The 16205-nt window shown below is 71.3% G+C and carries 18 protein-coding genes; 8 read left to right on the forward strand and 10 right to left on the reverse strand.

The genetic code is table 11. The features are described 5' to 3' along the window. Positions 1-44 precede the first annotated feature (44 nt). Both K1T34_RS35385 and K1T34_RS54770 read left to right on the forward strand, forming a co-directional pair. Positions 45-401, forward strand: a complete 357-nt coding sequence (locus K1T34_RS35385) for a YrdB family protein (protein ID WP_220239068.1) — start codon at positions 45-47, stop codon at positions 399-401. A gap of 149 nt (positions 402-550) precedes the next feature. Next, the gene (locus tag K1T34_RS54770) at positions 551-1498 is read left to right on the forward strand and encodes a cold-shock protein (protein WP_220239069.1); all 948 of its coding nucleotides are present in this window, start codon (positions 551-553) and stop codon (positions 1496-1498) included. 228 nt (positions 1499-1726) lie between these two features. On the opposite strand, the gene K1T34_RS35395 is transcribed toward K1T34_RS54770, so the two are convergent. From K1T34_RS35395 to K1T34_RS35420, 6 genes are all read right to left on the reverse strand, one after another. Then, a protein-coding gene (locus tag K1T34_RS35395; RefSeq protein WP_370643449.1) for an IS5 family transposase occupies positions 1727-2568 on the reverse strand; the annotation gives its coding sequence in 2 pieces (ribosomal slippage) (positions 1727-2232 and positions 2232-2568; 843 coding nt in all). 70 nt (positions 2569-2638) lie between these two features. Continuing rightward, entirely contained in the window at positions 2639-3025 is a 387-nt protein-coding gene (locus K1T34_RS35400) for an Imm1 family immunity protein (protein WP_220239071.1), read from the reverse strand. A gap of 97 nt (positions 3026-3122) precedes the next feature. Then, a complete protein-coding gene (locus tag K1T34_RS35405) occupies positions 3123-4352 on the reverse strand; it encodes an RNA polymerase sigma factor (protein ID WP_220239072.1) in 1230 nt (409 codons plus the stop codon). After that, the gene (locus tag K1T34_RS35410) at positions 4352-4747 is read right to left on the reverse strand and encodes a YciI family protein (RefSeq protein WP_220239073.1); all 396 of its coding nucleotides are present in this window, start codon (positions 4745-4747) and stop codon (positions 4352-4354) included. Before K1T34_RS35410 ends, K1T34_RS35405 begins: the two co-directional genes overlap by 1 nt. An 86-nt stretch (positions 4748-4833) precedes the next feature. Beyond that, a complete protein-coding gene (locus tag K1T34_RS35415) occupies positions 4834-5307 on the reverse strand; it encodes a DUF664 domain-containing protein (protein ID WP_220239074.1) in 474 nt (157 codons plus the stop codon). 47 nt (positions 5308-5354) lie between these two features. Continuing rightward, positions 5355-6221: an oxidoreductase gene (locus tag K1T34_RS35420; protein WP_220239075.1), complete on the reverse strand. Its 867-nt coding sequence runs from the start codon at positions 6219-6221 to the stop codon at positions 5355-5357. Between the two features lie 165 nt (positions 6222-6386). Between K1T34_RS35420 and K1T34_RS35425 the strand changes: the two genes are divergently transcribed. The 3 genes from K1T34_RS35425 to K1T34_RS35435 all read left to right on the forward strand — a co-directional run bounded on the left by K1T34_RS35425 (position 6387) and on the right by K1T34_RS35435 (position 8154). Then, positions 6387-7193: a helix-turn-helix transcriptional regulator gene (locus K1T34_RS35425; RefSeq protein WP_255637783.1), complete on the forward strand. Its 807-nt coding sequence runs from the start codon at positions 6387-6389 to the stop codon at positions 7191-7193. 69 nt (positions 7194-7262) lie between these two features. Further along, positions 7263-7592: a hypothetical protein gene (locus tag K1T34_RS35430; RefSeq protein ID WP_220239077.1), complete on the forward strand. Its 330-nt coding sequence runs from the start codon at positions 7263-7265 to the stop codon at positions 7590-7592. A gap of 118 nt (positions 7593-7710) precedes the next feature. Beyond that, positions 7711-8154: a nuclear transport factor 2 family protein gene (locus tag K1T34_RS35435; RefSeq protein WP_220239078.1), complete on the forward strand. Its 444-nt coding sequence runs from the start codon at positions 7711-7713 to the stop codon at positions 8152-8154. A 2-nt stretch (positions 8155-8156) separates the two neighbouring features. On the opposite strand, the gene K1T34_RS35440 is transcribed toward K1T34_RS35435, so the two are convergent. The 4 genes from K1T34_RS35440 to K1T34_RS35455 are packed head-to-tail and all read right to left on the reverse strand — an operon-like array spanning position 8157 to position 12047. Continuing rightward, complete coding sequence (locus tag K1T34_RS35440) at positions 8157-9149, reverse strand: LLM class flavin-dependent oxidoreductase (protein WP_220239079.1); 993 nt, start codon at positions 9147-9149, stop codon at positions 8157-8159. 48 nt (positions 9150-9197) lie between these two features. Further along, positions 9198-10442: an MFS transporter gene (locus K1T34_RS35445; protein WP_220239080.1), complete on the reverse strand. Its 1245-nt coding sequence runs from the start codon at positions 10440-10442 to the stop codon at positions 9198-9200. A gap of 3 nt (positions 10443-10445) precedes the next feature. After that, positions 10446-11222, reverse strand: a complete 777-nt coding sequence (locus K1T34_RS35450; RefSeq protein ID WP_220239081.1) for a GntR family transcriptional regulator — start codon at positions 11220-11222, stop codon at positions 10446-10448. Positions 11223-11225: 3 nt separating this feature from the next. Next, positions 11226-12047 (reverse strand): creatininase family protein, encoded by an 822-nt coding sequence (locus K1T34_RS35455; RefSeq protein ID WP_220239082.1) that lies wholly within the window; start codon positions 12045-12047, stop codon positions 11226-11228. 93 nt (positions 12048-12140) lie between these two features. Between K1T34_RS35455 and K1T34_RS35460 the strand changes: the two genes are divergently transcribed. The 3 genes from K1T34_RS35460 (at position 12141) to K1T34_RS35470 (ending at position 16186) form a co-directional block, all read left to right on the forward strand. Beyond that, entirely contained in the window at positions 12141-13373 is a 1233-nt protein-coding gene (locus K1T34_RS35460) for an NRAMP family divalent metal transporter (RefSeq protein WP_220239083.1), read from the forward strand. A 28-nt stretch (positions 13374-13401) separates the two neighbouring features. Next, positions 13402-14166, forward strand: coding sequence for a putative hydro-lyase (locus K1T34_RS35465; RefSeq protein WP_220247576.1), 765 nt, complete (start codon positions 13402-13404; stop codon positions 14164-14166). 82 nt (positions 14167-14248) lie between these two features. Beyond that, entirely contained in the window at positions 14249-16186 is a 1938-nt protein-coding gene (locus tag K1T34_RS35470; RefSeq protein ID WP_220239084.1) for a prolyl oligopeptidase family serine peptidase, read from the forward strand. Positions 16187-16205 lie beyond the last annotated feature (19 nt).

Here is a 16205-nt window from a genome sequence, read left to right on the forward strand (position 1 = left end):
CTGCTCCCAACAGCGAGCACTGCTCTCACTTCAAGGAGGCGACCGTGATCGAGTCCGTGTGGCGCTGGGGAAACCTGGGTCTGGCTTTCCTGCTGGAGCTGGCCGCGATCGTCGCGCTGGGGTACTGGGGGTTCCATGCGGGGGAGTCCACCGCGGGCAAGCTGCTGCTCGGCCTGGGCGCGCCCGCGGTGGGCATCGGCCTGTGGGCCCTGTTCGCCGCGCCGACCGCGAAACTGCACACGCCGCTGCTCTACGCGCTCACCGTCGTCGTGGTGATCGGTGGCGCCGGCGTGGGTCTGTGGTTCTCGGGATTGCGGACGCTCGGGCTCCTGCTGCCCGCCCTGTTCGTCGCGAACCTCGCCGTGGTGAAGCTGATGCACCTCGACGCGGCGACGGCCTAAGACCTGGTCTCAAAACTCGGCGTGTCGCTAGGTGAACCAACGGCCCGCCCCTGGCTCCGCACCGCCCGCCTGTGGGCCCGGCCCGACGGACCGGAGGTCTGTCAGAGAGACTGGGGGCCAGTGCCCGCCCTCTCGACCTGGAGCCTTTGATGCCGCAAGGGACCGTCCGTTGGTTCGACGCCGAACGGGGTTTCGGCTTCCTCGCGCCTGAAGACGGCTCGCCGGACGTGTTCGTGCACGCCTCCGAGATCGTCGGGGACGGCGGCGCGAAAATGCTCCGCGAGGGTCAGGCCGTCGTGTTCGAGGTCGGCGAGAACGACCGCGGGCCCCAGGCGCTGCGCGTTCGCGTCACCGCCGATGCGGCCACCGGCAGCGCCGTGGGCCTGCTCGGCACCGTCAACTGGTACGAGCCGGGCAAGGGGTACGGCTTCGCGTCGCCGGACGGCGGCGGCGCCGACATCTTCGTGCACAGCTCCGCCATCGTGACCGGCGGCGTGGTCACCGAGGGGCAGCGGGTGGCCTTCCTGATCGTCGAAGGCGAGCGCGGCCCGCAGGCCGGGCACGTGATCCCGCTGGGAGCAGGGGCCGGCTCACCCGCTGCGGCCGGTATCGCGGACGGTGCCGACGGCACGGTGGCCTGGTACGACGAGGACAAGGGCTTCGGCTTCATCAACCCCGACTCCGGCGCCGGGGACGTCTTCGTTCACGCCCGGGCCCTGGCCGAGGGGCTGACGTGGCTCGCGGAGGGCGATCGCGTCGCCTACGAGGTGGCTAGTGGAGACAAGGGCCCGCAGGCCCGCGACGTGCACCTGGTCCGGGGCACCGAGCCCCAGACGGCGCCGCAGCGGTCGGCACCTGCCGCGGCCGCAGGGCCGGCGGCGCGGGACGTGCCCGTACGAGGCGGCGAGGGCGTCGTCGCGCGCTACGACGGCGACCGCGGCTTCGGCTTCATCACCCCGGACGCAGGCGGCGACGATCTCTTCGCCCACGTGTCCGTGATCATGGGGTCGGAGCCGCTGCAGAAGGGTGACCGGGTCCGGTACGCGGTGCGTCAGAGCGACCGGGGCCCGCAGGCCGACCGCATCGAACGCCTCTGAAGAGGCGGCCCCACCGATGGCTGATCACTTCCCGACGAGAGTGCTCGTTCATCCCCGTCGATGGTGCCGTCAGCAACGCGGCTGCAGCCTCCTCCAGGAGATCGATCTCCCTCGTGGTGACGGGGGCCCGTGCCGACCCGAGGACCTGCTCCGCGCTCAGAAGCTCACCAGTCACCCCCACCCAACGACACAGAGCTACCGATGTATCCCAACGAGTGAATGGATGCGTTAGACCTGGTCGCAGAGCTCGATCTTTATGAGCCGGCGGACGTTGATCACGGTGCAGGCCAGCGTGAGTAGCGCCAGCGTGGTGCGTTCGGTCCGGTCGTAGCGCAGCCCGAGGCGTTTGAACCGCAGCAGCCAGGAGATGGTGCGTTCGACGACCCAGCGGACCCGGCCGAGGCGGGACTTGTCCTCAATCCCGCGCCGGGCGATACGGACCTTGATACCGCGGCGGGTCAGGTAGCGGCGGCAGCGGCGGTAGTCGTAGCCCTTGTCGGCGTGCAGCTTGTCCGGTCGGCATCGTGGCCGGCCCGCCCGGCCGTGGTGGCCGCGCACGGTCGGGTTCGTGTCCAGCAGCGGCTCGAACAGCATGCTGTCGTGGGTGTTTGCCGCCGACAACATGATGTGCAGCGGTAGCCCGTTCGCGTCGCACAGAACGTGGTACTTGGAGCCGGCTTTACCCCGGTCAGTGGGGCTGCGGCCGGTCAGCTCGCCCCCCTTTTCGACCGCACCGACACCGCGTCGATGCAGCCTCTGGTCCAGTCGAGCTCGTCGATGTTGGACAGCTCGTCGAGCACGAGCTGGTGCAGCCGGTCCCACACGCCGGCGTCCTGCCACTCACGTAACCGCCGCCACGCGGTGTGCCCGGAACCGCATCCGAGCTGCTCGGGTAGGTCTCGCCAGCGGCAGCCGGTGTCGAGCACGAACAAGATCCCCTCTAGCGCGGCACGGTCATCGATCCGGGGCCGCCCACCCGGACCGCGCGGCGCTGGTCGGGACGGGATCAGGGGTTCGATCAGTTCCCAGAGCCGGTCTTCGACCCGCCGCTGCTGCGTCGTCTTCGCCACGACCGCCCACGATCGACGACCAGGACCGGCAGGTTACGCAGTGACACACCCTTAAGTTTTGAGACCAGGTCTAAGGCAGCTTCCAGGCGACGCACTCCGGCCGGACCCGGGTCTGGGCGAACTCCCGCACTGCGCGGAGCACGAGCTCGGCCGGCACCTCGTTGCCCTCGGGCTGCGGGAAGTGGCCGCCCTGCAGGCTGAAGTAGTCGGCGGACGCGGCGCCGTCGCCGTCGGCGGGCAGGTGCGCGGCGCCGTGTTCCTGCCACACCAGGGCGCCGCGCTCACCGCGCAGGCCGACGACGAGGTGGGGTGTCCCAGGGCCCTGACCGGCGTAGATCCACCAGACGACCCCCGCGTTGGCCGACGGCGGCACAGCTGCCTGCAGCGCGGCGAGCACCGTCTCGGCGGGCACGCTCGTGATGTCGTACCCCGTCCGCCGATCACCCGTGGTGGCCATGGTCCGCTCCGCTTCCAGTGAGGATCGGTGCTGATCCTACTGGGCCACGGTGTGAGAACGAAGTGTGGAACATCAACTCACTGTCCGAAGAGGACAGTCAGGGGCCCTCCGCCCGCAGCCGCGCGGCGCGAACCGTGAGGTAGCGGCGTTCCGGGGCGTTCGTGGTGCGCGCCGCGGCGGCCTCGTAGCAGCCGATCGCGGCCGCGGTTTCGCCCGCGCGTTCCAGCAGGTGAGCGCGCACGGCGTCGAGACGATAGTGGCCGGCGAGCCGCTCGTCGAGCGTCGCGAGCAGGTCCAGACCGGTGGTGGGCCCGTGGACCATCGCGGTCGCGATCGCGCGGTTCAGCGTGACCATCGGGTTGTCCGCCAGTGTTTCAAGCCGCTGGTAGAGCGCCAGGATGCGCGGCCAGTCCGTGTCCTGCGCGCGCAACGCGATGTCGTGGCTCGCCGCGATCGCCGCCTGCAGCCCGTATTCACCGGCGGGCCCGTCGGAAAGCGCCGCGGTGGCGAGCGAGACGCCTTCCCTGATCGACGACCGGTCCCACAACGCACGGTCCTGGTCCTCCAGCGGCACCAGGTCACCGTCGGGCCCGGTCCGCGCGGGACGCCGCGCGTCGGTGAGCAGCATGAGGGCCAGCAGGCCCGTGACCTCGCCGCTGCTTTGAGGCAACACCGTGGGCAGCACCCGCTGCACCAGGCGCGCGAGCCGGATCGCCTCGCCCGAGAGCTCCGTGCGGTGCAGGCTGGCTCCGGCGCTGCTGGTGTAGCCCTCGTTGAACACCAGGTAGAGCACGTGCAGCACCGATTTCAGCCGCGCCGCGCGTTCGTCGCCGGCCGGCAGCCGGAACGGCACACCCGACGCCTTGATCTTCCCCTTCGCCCGGCTGATCCGCTGCGCCATCGTCGCCTCGGGCACGAGGAACGCGCCCGCGATCTCCGCCGTCGTCAGGCCGCCGACGGCCCGGAGCGTGAGCGCGATGGCCGAAGCCGACGTCAAGGCGGGGTGACAGCACAGGAACAGCAGGGTGAGCGTGTCGTCCTCGTCCGGGACCTCGGCGCCGCCCGGCTCGGCGGACACCGCCAGCTCACGCCGCGCGCGGGCTTCGTCGCTGCGGTACGCGTCGGTCAGCCGCCGCGCCGCCGCCTGGATCAGCCAGCCGCGCGGGTTGTCCGGCACGCCGTCGCCGGGCCAGTGCAGCGCCGCGGCGAGCAGCGCCTCCTGCACGGCGTCCTCGGCGGCGTCGAAGTCGCCGAACCGCCGGGCCAGCACGCCGAGGACCTGCGGCGCGAGCGTGCGCAGCAGGTCCTCGACGCGGTCGGCCGTCATCAGGCCGGCGCGCTCATCACTTGGCGGACCTCGATCGGCTGGCGGATCGGCGTGCCCCCGAGCCCGGGCGCCGCCGAGAGCCGCGCCGCGATCTCGAGCGCCCGCTCCTCCGAGTCGACGTCGATGATCCGGTACCCCGCGAGCAGCTCCTTGCTCTCGGTGAACGGCCCGTCGGTCACCACGGTCCCACCGGCACCGCCGGACACGACCTTCTTCGCCGCCTCCGGCCCGGCCAGCCCCTGCGCGTCCACCAGCTCGCCCTTGTCGGCGAGCTCCTCGTTGAGCGCCCGCTGGAACGCGATGTGCGCGCGGATGTCGTCGGGGGACCACTCGGTCATCGGCACGTCGCAGGCCTCGCCGCCCGAGTACGTCTGCATCACCATGTACTTCGTCATCGTGGCTCCTCCGCCCTTCCGGCGTGCCGCGCGTCGGCACGCTCACTGTAAGGACGGAGCCGCTCCCGTGTCCTCTACACAGCGCTCTACCCGGTTTTCTCCACGCGCCCGAGCAGCACGTCGCGGGTGAGGTCGAGGTGGCCGCGGTGCTGGGCCAGCTCCTCGTACACGTGCAGCAGCGCCACGCCCTGAGTCGCACCGATCGGGGTGTCGCGGTACTTCGGCGGGACCTCGCCCTTCGGCGGCGCCTCCGGGGCGCACCCGGCGACATCGGCGCCGAACCGCTCCCGGAGGGCCCGCATCCGCTCCACCAGCGGCGCGACGGGTCCCGCCGCCTCGAACTCCGCCGCCCGGTCGCGCGCCACGTCGCGGCCGGCCACGACCTGGCCGCCCCAGAACGCCATCACCCCGAGGCAGTGCGTGACGATCGCGTACGGCGAGTTCGTCCCGGCCGCCTCGGGGCGCGCGTTCACGAGCTCGTCGCCGAGCTCGGTGAGTGTGGCCGCCATCCCGTCGAGTGCGCGGTCGACGAGGTACAGGTATCCGTCCGTGGTGATCACGCCGGTGAGCGTAGCCCCGCGATCGCATCTGGATCCACTGTGGACTTTCAGGCGCCGATGGCGTCCAGCTCCGCCACCGCTTCGGCCGGCAGCACGAGGTCGGCCGCCGCGATGTTCTCGCGCAGGTGCCCGCGCGACGACGTGCCGGGGATCAGCACGGTCGTGGCGGAGCGCTGCAGCAGCCACGCGAGCGCGACCTGCTGCGGCGACGCGTCGAGGTTCGCGGCGACCTTGGCCAGCGTCTCCGACTGCAGCGGGCTGAAACCGCCGAGCGGGAAGAACGACGCGAACGCGATGTTCTCCGCGGCGCAGCGCGCCACCAGGGCGTCGTCGTCGCGGGTGACCAGGTTGTACAGGTTCTGCACGGTGACCACGGGCGCGATGGCCTGCGCCTCGGTGAGCTGCGCGCTGGAGACGCCGCTGAGCCCGAGGTGGCGGATCAGGCCCTGCTCGCGCAGCTCGGCCAGCGCGCCGAACTCGTCGCTGAGCGGGGTGTCGTCCGTGCCCTCGTGGGCGCCGACGCGCAGGTTCACCACGTCGAGCCCGTCGAGGCCGAGGTGCTGCAGGTTCTCGCGTACCTGCGCCTTGAGGTCTTCCGGCTCCAGCGACGGGATCCAGGCGCCGTCGGGGCCGCGGCGCGCGCCGACCTTCGTGACGATGTGCACGTCGGCGGGATAGGGGTGCAGCGCTTCCTTGATGAGCTCGTTGGTCACGGCCGGGCCGTAGAAGTCGCTGGTGTCGATGTGGGTGATGCCGCGCTCGACCGCTTCGCGCAGCACGGCGATCGCCTCGTCGTGGTCCTTGGGGGAACCGAAGACGCCGGGGCCGGCCAGCTGCATGGCGCCGTAGCCCATGCGGCTGAGGGTGAGGTCGTCGGCGAGGGTGAGGGTGCCGCCGGGAACGCTGTCGGCCATGGTCGGATGCCTTTCCTGCTGGGTTTTCCGGACGGTTGTCCCGCCCGTGTTCCACGATGCGCCCGCGGGCCGGGGATGGGACGGCCCCTGCGTTCCTGGGAGTGGCGGAGCCTGGGAGTGGCAGGGCCAGGTTTTCCGGCGCCGGCCGCGGTTACCTTCGCCGGTGTGGACACGACGAACGCGCTGGGCGAATTCCTCCGCGCCCGGCGCGAACTGGTTCGCCCGGAGGTCGCGGGGCTGCCCGGCGGGACCGGTCGCCGCGTCGCCGGGCTGCGCCGCGAGGAGGTGGCGATCCTTGCCGGCATCAGCTCCGACTACTACCTGCGGCTCGAGCAGGGCCGTGACCGCAACCCGTCGGAACAGGTGCTGCGCGCGCTCGCCGGTGTGCTCCAGCTGGATGGCGACGCGATCGCGCACCTGCTGAGCCTGAGCCGCCCGACGCGCCGGAAGAGCCCGCCCCGGCGCCTGCCGCCCGGCGTCGACCGGTTGGTGGACTGCGTGACCGACACGCCCGCGTATATCCAGGACAAGCTCACGAACGTGCTCGCCGCCAACCCGCCGGCCACCGCGTTGTCCCCGAACTACCGGCCGGGCGTGAACCTGCTGCGCGCGGTCTTCCTCGACCCCGCGGAACGCGCGCTGCGCCGCGACTGGACGGAGGCGACGGCCGAGGGCGTGGCGACGCTGCGCGCCCGCGTCGGCCCGGACGTCGACGACCCGCGGCTGCGGGAACTCGTCGGCGAGCTTTCCGTGCGCAGCGCGAGGTTCCGGCAGCTGTGGGGCCGCCACGACGTGCGCCCGAGAGCCGGCCGCGTGCACCGCTTGACGCACCCTTCGATCGGTGACTTCAAGCTGCGGTCGACGAAGCTCACCGTCGACGGCACGGACGCCGTGACGCTCGTCCTGTTCCAGGCCGACCCGGGCAGCCGCAGCGCCGAGCTGCTCGGGCTGCTCGGCAGTCTCGCCGCGTGAGTGGCCCTGTCGCTCCCAGGAAAACGTCGGCTTACCCGGGTGGCCCGTGCACTTGCCGAAACTGGAGGCATGACTCTTTCGATCGGATTCATCGGCCTTGGCGACCAAGGCGCCCCGCTGGCCACGGCCATCGCCGAAGCGGGTTTCCCGCTCGACGTGGACCTCCCGTCGCTCGTCGCCGTCCTGAAGAACGGCAGCGTGGGCAGCTTCACCCTCTCCGCCCTCGGCGAGGCCATCACCGCGGAGAAAGCGGAGCACCTCAGCAAGGTCGAACTCCTGGACATGGACCTCTTCGCCGCGGCCATGGCGGAACGCAACGCCCCGGCCGACGCGGTGACAGCCCGGGCCGTCGCCGGGGCTTCCGGCCTGGTGGAGCTGATGCGGACGCTGACGAAGTAGCGTCGGGGGGGCGGCCGGTTCACCGGATCGAGGGAAGCCGCGGCGGCCGAAACTGTCGGTGCCGGGTCCTACCGTTCTCGGCTACGGGACCCACCCGGATCGAGAACAGGACAGCCCCATGACCGTGGAACACCTCGAAGACTTCGCCGCTCTCGACCCGTTTTTCGGTGTCGTCCAGCAAGGCCTCGCCGGCCTCGCCGAGGGCGAGCACTTCTTCGACCTGCTCGCCGAAGATCTCGTCACCGAGTTCGTCGTCACCGTCCCCGGCTACCCGAAAAGGGTCGAAGGCCGCGCGGCGCTGGCCGAGCTCTACCGTGGCTACGGCGACGCCATCGTGCTCGACGGAGCCGGCGACCTGGCCGTGCACCACGACCGCGAGAAGTCCGTGGTCACCCTCGAGTACTCGGTGCGCGGCCGGATCGTCGAAACCGGCCGGCCGTACGAGAACCGCTTCGTCTCCATCGTCACCGTCGCGGACGGCAAGGTCGTGCACTGGCGCGACTACCTCGACTCGCTGGCCGTGGTGCAGGCGTTGGGCGAAGCGGTTCCCGTGCGGGACTGAAACTAGCCGGCGGCCAGGCGGGGACCGATCACGTCGGCGAACGCGGCGACGTCGGCCTCCGGCAGGTCGTAGCCGCTTTCGGCCGTGTGCGACGGGAAGAAGAACACGTGCTCCACGCCGGATTCCTCGCGCGCCTGCAGGAGCCGCTCCGCGCAGTACTCGGCGGGCCCGAAGAGCCCGAACGCGTCGCTGATCTCCTTGGCCTGCGCGGAGGTGAACGCGGTGGGGTCGTGGTCCTCGGGGATGTCGAGACCGGCCGCGCGCAGCCACCGCAGGTTGGCCGTGCTCGGGTAGTTGAGGAACGGCTTGTCGGGCCGGAAGTAGCGCCGCACCCACTCGCGCGCGGTGTCGAACGGCTCGATCGCCGTGGGCACGATGAGGATCTCCTGCACCGACTCCGGCGCCCGGCCAGCCCGCAGGGCACCCGCGCGCACGTGCGAGCGCGCCGCCTCGATGCTGTCCGGGTGCAGGCCCGCGAGCATCACCACGCCGTCGGCGACCTCGCCGGCCAGCTCCAGCATCTTCGGCCCGGCGGCGAGCACGAAGATCCCGGGCGCGGGCTTGGCGACGTTGTTCATCTTGATCTCGTGACCGTCCACAGTGGCCGTTTCACCGGCCACGAGCTTGCGGATGGCCGTGACCGCCTCGCCGAGCTGCTCACGCCGCCCCTGCGGGCGGCCCGCCTTCTCGACGGAGAGGAACCCCGGCGCGAGCGTGAGCAGCACGCGGCCCGGGCCGATCTCGGCGAGCGAGTTCGCGATCGCCGCGAGCACGAGCGGGTGGCGCGTCACCGTGTTGGTGGTGGCCGGGTACAGCTGCAGCTTCGACGTCGCCGCCGCGGCCAGCGTCAGGGCGGAGTAGACGTCGCGGCCCGAGTGGTGGTGGTCGTGCACGCCGACGCCGTTGAACCCGGCCTCTTCACACGACACGATGAACTTCGTCAGCTCGGGCAGCGGGCGGCCGACGGGAACCCGGATGTCGACCTTCACGGTCATGGGTGGTCCTTTCTTCCAGCGAGAAGCACTCAGTCCGGCGAGAAGCACTCAGTCCGGCAGGGGTTTGCCCTTGGTCTCGGGCAGGAACTGCACGGCGAGAATGCCGAGCAGGTAGATCGGGGCGAAGATCGCGGCGGCGTGGCCGAATCCGCCCACGGCCGAGGCCAGCGGGCCGATCAGCACGGCGCCGGCCATGGCCAGGTACCGCGAACCGCTGAACACCACGCTGATCGCCGTCGCGCGGATCGACGTGGAGAACAGCTCCGGCGTGTGCACGGTGTACCAGCTGTACACGCCGCCGGTGAGGAACCCGGCGATGAGCTGGAGCCACGTGGCGGTCGCCGCGTCGTGCACCAGCAGGAACACGATGGGCACGATCGCCACGCACCCGGCGAAGTACACCTGGACCGAGAGCTTGCGGCCCCAGCTCTCGGCCAGGAACCCGAGCAGGACGCAGCCCACGATCTCGCCGAGGTTGTACAGCGCCCCGGCCCAGCCCGTGTAGAACGCGACGCGCTTCGGATCGTCGACGAGTCCGCCGACGAAGCTGGGCAGGAACGAGCTCACCGCCCACCAGCCGCCGGTGATCGCGATCGAAACCGCCAGCGCGCCCAGGAAATTGCGCCGCACGCCGGGCGCCAGCAGCTCACCCAGCCCGACTTTTCGCTTGCGTTGCGCCGCCCATCGCGGGGATTCGGGGATGCTGCGGCGCACCAGCAGCACCACCACGAGCGGAATCACCCCGAACAGGTACATCCAGCGCCACGACAGCCCGAGCGTCGAGCCGAGCAGCACCCACAGGCCCGACACGAGCACGCCGCCGACGGAGAACCCCGCCTGCAGCAAGCCGGCGCCCCGGGCGCGCCACCGCTCCGGCCACACCTCCTGCAGCAGCGAAGTGCCCACACCCCACTCGGCGCCGATCCCGAGCCCGGTGAGGAACCGCGTGAGCCCGAAGATCCACCAGTTCCCGGACAACGCCGAGCACGCCGTGAAGACGCTGTACACGGCGACGGCCACGATCATGGTCCGCCGCCGGCCCAGCCGGTCGCCGAGCACGCCGCCGACGATCCCGCCCGTGGCCCAGCCCGCGAGCGTGATGGCGACCAGGTAACCCTGGTACGTCGTGAGGTGCGGCAGCTGGTCGTGCGGCAGCAGCTCGGTGAGCGTCGGCCGCGCGGTGATCAGCAGCACGAACGTGTCGTAGCCGTCGGCGACCCAGAACACCAGGGTCAGCGCCAGCACGCCCCACGCCTTGCGGTCGAGCCGCGGTGGGTTGGCCAGTGTGGTCATCTCTCACTCATCGAGGTAGGTCCGGATCACGGAGAAACGCAGGTATTCGTCGTTGACGTGCGCGACCGTGACGGCCACGGGCAGCTCGTCGGCCCGGATGTGAGTGTGGCGCAACCGAAGCAACGGCTGCGTCGCCGGGATCTTCAGCGCCGCGGCCACGTCCGGCGGTGGCAGCACCGGCCGGACCTCGGCCACGGAGTAGCACACCGGCGGGCCGAGGTGGCGCTCCACGAACTCGAACGTCGACTGCGCGGGCTCCAGCGCCCGCGCGTCCTCGCCGAGCAGCCGCACCGGGAAGTGGTCGACGCTGTGCACCGCGGGCTCACCCGCGGCGGCGAAGACGCGCTCGATCCGCAGCGCCTGCTCGCCGGCCGGGATCTCCAGCGACGCGGCCATGTCCGCCTCGAGCGCCGCCACCCGCTGGTCGGCCGTGCTCACCGACGCCTCGTGACCGGCTTTCGCGAGCAGGTCCATGAACGCGCCCGCCTCGGCGAGGTTGGCGCCGAGGCCCAGCGCGTGGCGGTTGATGAACGTGCCGTGGCCGTGCAGCCGGCGGATCCGCCCCTCCTTCTGCAGCGACTGCAGCGCCGAACGCAGCGTCGCCCGGCTCACGCCGAGCGCGGACGAGAGCTCCGCCTCCGACGGCAGCCGCAGCCGGCCCGCCTCGCCGAGGCGGGTGATCACCTCGCGCAGCCGGTCCTTGACCTGCCGGTACGCGTCGGACGTGATCGCCGTGAGGTCGGCCGGCAGAGCGGGTTCGGGGTGGATCCGCGTGACCACGGGTCAGTCCTCGCGGTGGCCGATGGGACCGTTGTACGTGCGCAGCCAGTCGACCAGCTCGCCCAGGCGCCCGACGATGTGGTCGTGGTAGCGCTTGCCCTTGTCCTCCGAGAGGCCCTTCGACGAGCTGAACGAGCCGGTCGGGGTGAACGCGCGCTGCTCGTCGCCGGACCAGATGATTTCGACGCCGTCGGGCGCCGGGCCGAACAGGTCGTTGCCGACGAAGCCGCCGAAGACCGCGTCGAAGTCGACGGAGGCGTCGGTGAGCCGGTCGGTGCGGATCTTGCCCGGGTAGCGGTAGTGCACGTGGGAGAGCTCGAGCTCACCGGCGTGGTGCTCGTTGGTCTCCTTGATCGTCGGCGAGGCCGACCGCGCGAGGTGCAGCGGGTCCGCGACGGCGAAGAGCACCTCGGGCAGCTCCTCGTCGTGCAGCACGCGCACGGCGCTGTTGAGCGCGGGCAGGTTCGAGCCCTTGTGCCCGTTGAGCAGGATGATGCGCGTGAAGCCGTGGCGCGCGAGGCTGCGGGCGACGTCGCGGATCAGCAGCGTCAGCGTGTCCGGGCGCACCGTGATGGTGCCGGGGAACGCGCCGTGGTGCGACGAGTCGCCGTACCAGATGGGGGGCGCGACCAGCACGCCCTTGCGCTCGGCCACGTCCTCGGCCAACGTGATGGCCACGTACGAGTCGACTCCCAGCACACCGGCCGGGCCGTGCTGCTCGGTGCTGCCGATCGGCACGATCACGATCCGCTCGTGCTCCAGGTACGAGCTCACTTCTTCCCAGGTCAGGTCCTGGATCCAAACCGAAGGCAGGGTGTCCGCCACGGGTACCTCCCAGATGGTGAAACAGGTCGTAAGACGTCAGACGTCTAACTTAAGCTGCGTGGCAACCCCCGCCAATCGGGACCAAGGAGTGGGATGGACAGCGTGACCAGTACCGACGACCGGCAGGCCCGGCCGGGCAGGCTGCGCGTGCCGCCGCTGTTCGGCGCGGCACTGCTGATGGCCATGAGCGCGGCGGGACCGGGGTTCATCACCCAGACCGCCTCGTTCACCGTGCTCTACGGGGCCTCGTTCGCGTTCGCGGTGGTGGTCTCGATGATCATCGACGTCGCCGTGCAGCTCAACGTATGGCGCATCCTCGGCATCTCGGGGCAGCGCGCGCAGGACATCGCGAGCAAGGTGTTCCCGGGCGCCGGCCAGGTGCTCACGGTGTTCGTGGTGCTGGGCGCGGTCGTGTTCAACATCGGAAACATCGCCGGCACCGGCCTCGGCCTGCACAACCTGCTGGGCATCGACCCGCGGATCGGCGCGGCCATCAGCGGCATCCTCACCATCGCGATCTTCCTGGTCCGCTCGGTGCTCACGGCAGTGGACCGCGTGATGGTGGTGCTCGGGCTCGTGAAGATCGCGCTGATCATCGCGCTGGTCGTGGCCACGGCGCCGCCGGTGGGCCAGGCCGCCGTGGGCACCGTCGACCCGAAGGGCCTGCCGTTCCTGCCCATCCTCACGCTGATCGGCGGCACCGTCGGCGGGTTCATCACCTACTCCGGCGCGCACCGGCTGATCGACGCCGGCATCACCGGTGTGGCGAACCTCAAGCGCATCAACCGCGGCGCGTGGACCGGCATCCTCGTGGCCTGCGTGCTGCGGATCGTGCTGTTCCTCGGCTTCTTCGGCGTGGTCGCGACCGGCGCGACGCTGGCGAACAAGAACGACGCCGCGGGCTCGGCGTTCCTCTCCGCGTTCGGCACGGTGGGGCTGCACCTGTTCGGCCTGGTGTTCTGGGCCGCCGGGATGACGAGCGTGATCGGCAACTCCTACACCACCGCCACGTTCCTGCAGTCCTACGTCAAGCCCGTGCGCACGCACTTCAACCGCGCCGTGATCGTGCTGATCGGCCTCGCGACGATCATCTTCATCGCCGCGGGTCAGACGCCGCAGTCGATGCTGGTGTTCGCGGGCGCGATCAACGGGCTCGTGCTGCCCATCGGCCTGGCCATCATCCTGTGGGTGGCGCTGCGCCGCCGCGACCTGATCGCGGGCTACCGCTACCCGAAGGTGCTGCTCGGCGTCGGCATCGCCGCCTGGCTGTTCACCGCGTACGCCGCCGTGGAATCCCTGACCTCACTCGGTTCGATCTTCTCCTGAGGAGTTGCTGATGACTGTCACCCCCGCTCTGAGCCCGGCCGAATCCCGCGAAGCCTTCCGCGGCGGCCTGCGCGTGCCGACCGCAGGCTGGGCGCCGGGCTACGCCCAGGCCAACATGATCATCGTGCCGCGCGAATACGCCTACGACGCGCTCCTGTTCGGCCAGCGCAACCCCAAGCCGTGCCCGATCATCGGCGTCACCGACACCGGCAGCCCCCACACCGACCTCGCGCCGGGTGCCGACCTGCGCACCGACGTCGGCGCCTACCGCGTCTGGCGCGACGGCGAGCTGGTCGACGAGCCGGACGACGTGCTGGAGTACTGGAACGACGACCTCGTCACGTTCCTCATCGGCTGCAGCTACACGTTCGAGACGCCCATGGTCGCCGCGGGCATCGAGGTTCGCCACATCAGCAAGGGCCAGAACGTCTCGATGTACAAGACTTCCCGCGAGTGCGCCCCCGCGGGCCGCCTGAGCGGTCCCATGGTCGTCTCGATGCGCCCGATCGCCGCAGACCGCGTCGCCGACGCCGTGCGCATCTCCGGCCAGTTCCCGTCCGTGCACGGCGCGCCGGTCCACATCGGAGCGCCCGAAGCCCTCGGTATCGAGGACCTGTCGAAGCCGGACTTCGGTGACCCGGTGGAGATCCGCGAGGGCGAGGTGCCGGTGTTCTGGGCGTGCGGCGTGACCCCGCAGGCCGCGATCATGCGGTCGAAGCCGCCGTTCGCGATCACGCACGCGCCGGGGTACATGTTCGTCACGGACGTGCCGGACTACACGTACGCCGTGTGAGCCGGGGGCCGATCCGGCACTGCCGCGGGGCAACGGGTGCAACGCGGCCCCCGGCGTGCGGGAGATCGGCTAGCGTGGCGCCGTGCAGATCTCCGAGTTCGGTTCCTGGGCCACGCCGTTCACCGCCGACCTGATCACGCAGAGCGCCGTGCGCGTCACGGATGTGCGCGCCGACGGGCGGGCCGTGGTGTGGTCGGAGGCGAGGCCTGCGGAGGGTGGGCGGGTGCAGCTCGTGCGGCGGGAAGCCGACGGGAGCACCGCCGACCTGCTGCCGGACGGGTTCGGGGCGCGGACGTCGGTACACGAGTACGGCGGGGCCGACTGGTGGGTGCGCGACGGCGTGGTGTGGTTCGCCAACTGGGCCGATCAGCGGCTGTACCGCCTCGACCGCGACGGCGAGCCGGAAGCCGTCACCCCCGAGCCCGAGGTCCCGCGCGGCGATCGGTACGCCGACGGCGACCTGACCGCCGACGGGACGCGCCTGGCCGTGGTGCGGGAGCACCACCCGAAAACGAGCCGGGGCGCGGCCGACGTGCGCAACGAGATCGTGCTGCTCACCGAAGGAGCCGAGCCCGAGGTGCTCGTGTCCGGCCCGGACTTCGTCGCGAGCCCGCGCTTCTCGCCCGACGCGGGGAAGCTCGCGTGGGTCGCGTGGGACCACCCGAACATGCCGTGGGACTCGACCGAGCTGCGCGTGCGCGACCTGGCCACCGGCGAGGAGACCGTGGTCGCGGGCGGGCCGGGGGAGTCGGTGTCCGAGCCGCGGTGGCACGCCGATGGCACGCTGTACTTCCTGTCCGACCGCACCGGCTGGTGGAACCTCTACCGGCTCGGCGAGAGCGGCACCGTCGAGCCGGTGGTCGTGCTCGACGCCGAGATCGGCGTGCCGGCCTGGGGCCTGGGCACGGGCCGGTACGTGGTGCTGGCCGACCACCGCGTGGTGTTCGCCCGCTGGTCCGGCGGCATCGACGGGCTCGCCCTCGCGAGCCCGGACGGCACCGTGACCGACCTCGACACCCCGTTCACCGCGATCAGCGTGCTGCGCCCGTCCGGCGGCGACGAGCTGCTCCTCATCGCCGGCTCGCCCACCGCCGAGCCGAGCGTGTACACGCTGACCGCCGAGGGCAAGGTCGCCACCGTGCGAGAACCCCGCGACACCGGGATCGGCGCCGAGTACGTGTCCGCGCCCGAGGCGATCGACTTCCCGTCGGGCGAGCGCGTGTCCCACGCGTTGTTCTACCCGCCCGCGAACCCGGACTTCGAGGGTCCCGCGGGGTCGAAGCCGCCGGTCGTCGTGGTCGTCCACGGTGGACCGACGTCGCACGCGGTTCCCGTGCTGTCGCCGGCGATCCAGTACTGGACCAGCCGCGGGTTCGGTGTCGTGGACGTGAACTACGCCGGCTCCACCGGCTTCGGCCGCGCCTACCGCGAGGAACTCCACGGCACGTGGGGAATCCTCGACGTCGCCGACTGCATCGCGGCCGTACGCTGGCTCGCCGCCGAAGGCCGCGTCGACGGTGACAAGCTCCTCATCCGGGGCGGCTCGGCCGGCGGATACACCGTGCTGGCCGCCCTTTCGCGTGCGGACACGCCCTTCGCCGCCGGCACCGATCTCTTCGGCGTCGCCGACCTCCAGGCATTGGCGGCCGACACGCACAAGTTCGAGAGCCGCTACCTCGACCGCCTGATCGGCCCGTATCCCGAGCTGCGCGACGTGTACCTCGACCGCTCGCCGATCCAGCACGTCGACGCCTTCACCCAGCCTCTGCTCGTGCTGCAGGGCGCCGACGACCCCGTCGTGCCGCCCAACCAGTCGGAGCTCATCGTCGACGCCCTGCGCTCGCGCAAGGTGCCCGTCGCCTACCTCCTCTTCGAAGGCGAGCAGCACGGCTTCCGCCGCGCGGAGAACATCCGCCGGGCCCTCGACGCGGAGCTGAGCTTCTACAGCCAGATCCTCGGCTTCGACCTCCCCGAGGGCGAGGCCATCGAGCCGGTCGAGGTGGAGAACCTCCGGCCGTAGCACACCCGACCGGCCGGAA

This window comes from Amycolatopsis sp. DSM 110486 (assembly GCF_019468465.1).
Taxonomy (GTDB): Bacteria; Actinomycetota; Actinomycetes; order Mycobacteriales; family Pseudonocardiaceae; genus Amycolatopsis.

Bases quoted from the DNA above. Each gene is read 5' to 3' on its own strand.
- K1T34_RS54770 (WP_220239069.1), top strand. From the start codon at position 551: ATGCCGCAAGGGACCGTCCGTTGGTTCGACGCCGAACGGGGTTTCGGC.
- K1T34_RS35405 (WP_220239072.1), bottom strand. From the start codon at position 4,352: ATGACGGCCGACCGCGTCGAGGACCTGCTGCGCACGCTCGCGCCGCAG.
- K1T34_RS35445 (WP_220239080.1), bottom strand. From the start codon at position 10,442: ATGACCACACTGGCCAACCCACCGCGGCTCGACCGCAAGGCGTGGGGC.
- K1T34_RS35460 (WP_220239083.1), top strand. From the start codon at position 12,141: ATGGACAGCGTGACCAGTACCGACGACCGGCAGGCCCGGCCGGGCAGG.
- K1T34_RS35435 (WP_220239078.1), top strand. From the start codon at position 7,711: ATGACCGTGGAACACCTCGAAGACTTCGCCGCTCTCGACCCGTTTTTC.
- K1T34_RS35420 (WP_220239075.1), bottom strand. From the start codon at position 6,221: ATGGCCGACAGCGTTCCCGGCGGCACCCTCACCCTCGCCGACGACCTC.
- K1T34_RS35400 (WP_220239071.1), bottom strand. From the start codon at position 3,025: ATGGCCACCACGGGTGATCGGCGGACGGGGTACGACATCACGAGCGTG.
- K1T34_RS35430 (WP_220239077.1), top strand. From the start codon at position 7,263: ATGACTCTTTCGATCGGATTCATCGGCCTTGGCGACCAAGGCGCCCCG.
- K1T34_RS35410 (WP_220239073.1), bottom strand. From the start codon at position 4,747: ATGACGAAGTACATGGTGATGCAGACGTACTCGGGCGGCGAGGCCTGC.
- K1T34_RS35440 (WP_220239079.1), bottom strand. From the start codon at position 9,149: ATGACCGTGAAGGTCGACATCCGGGTTCCCGTCGGCCGCCCGCTGCCC.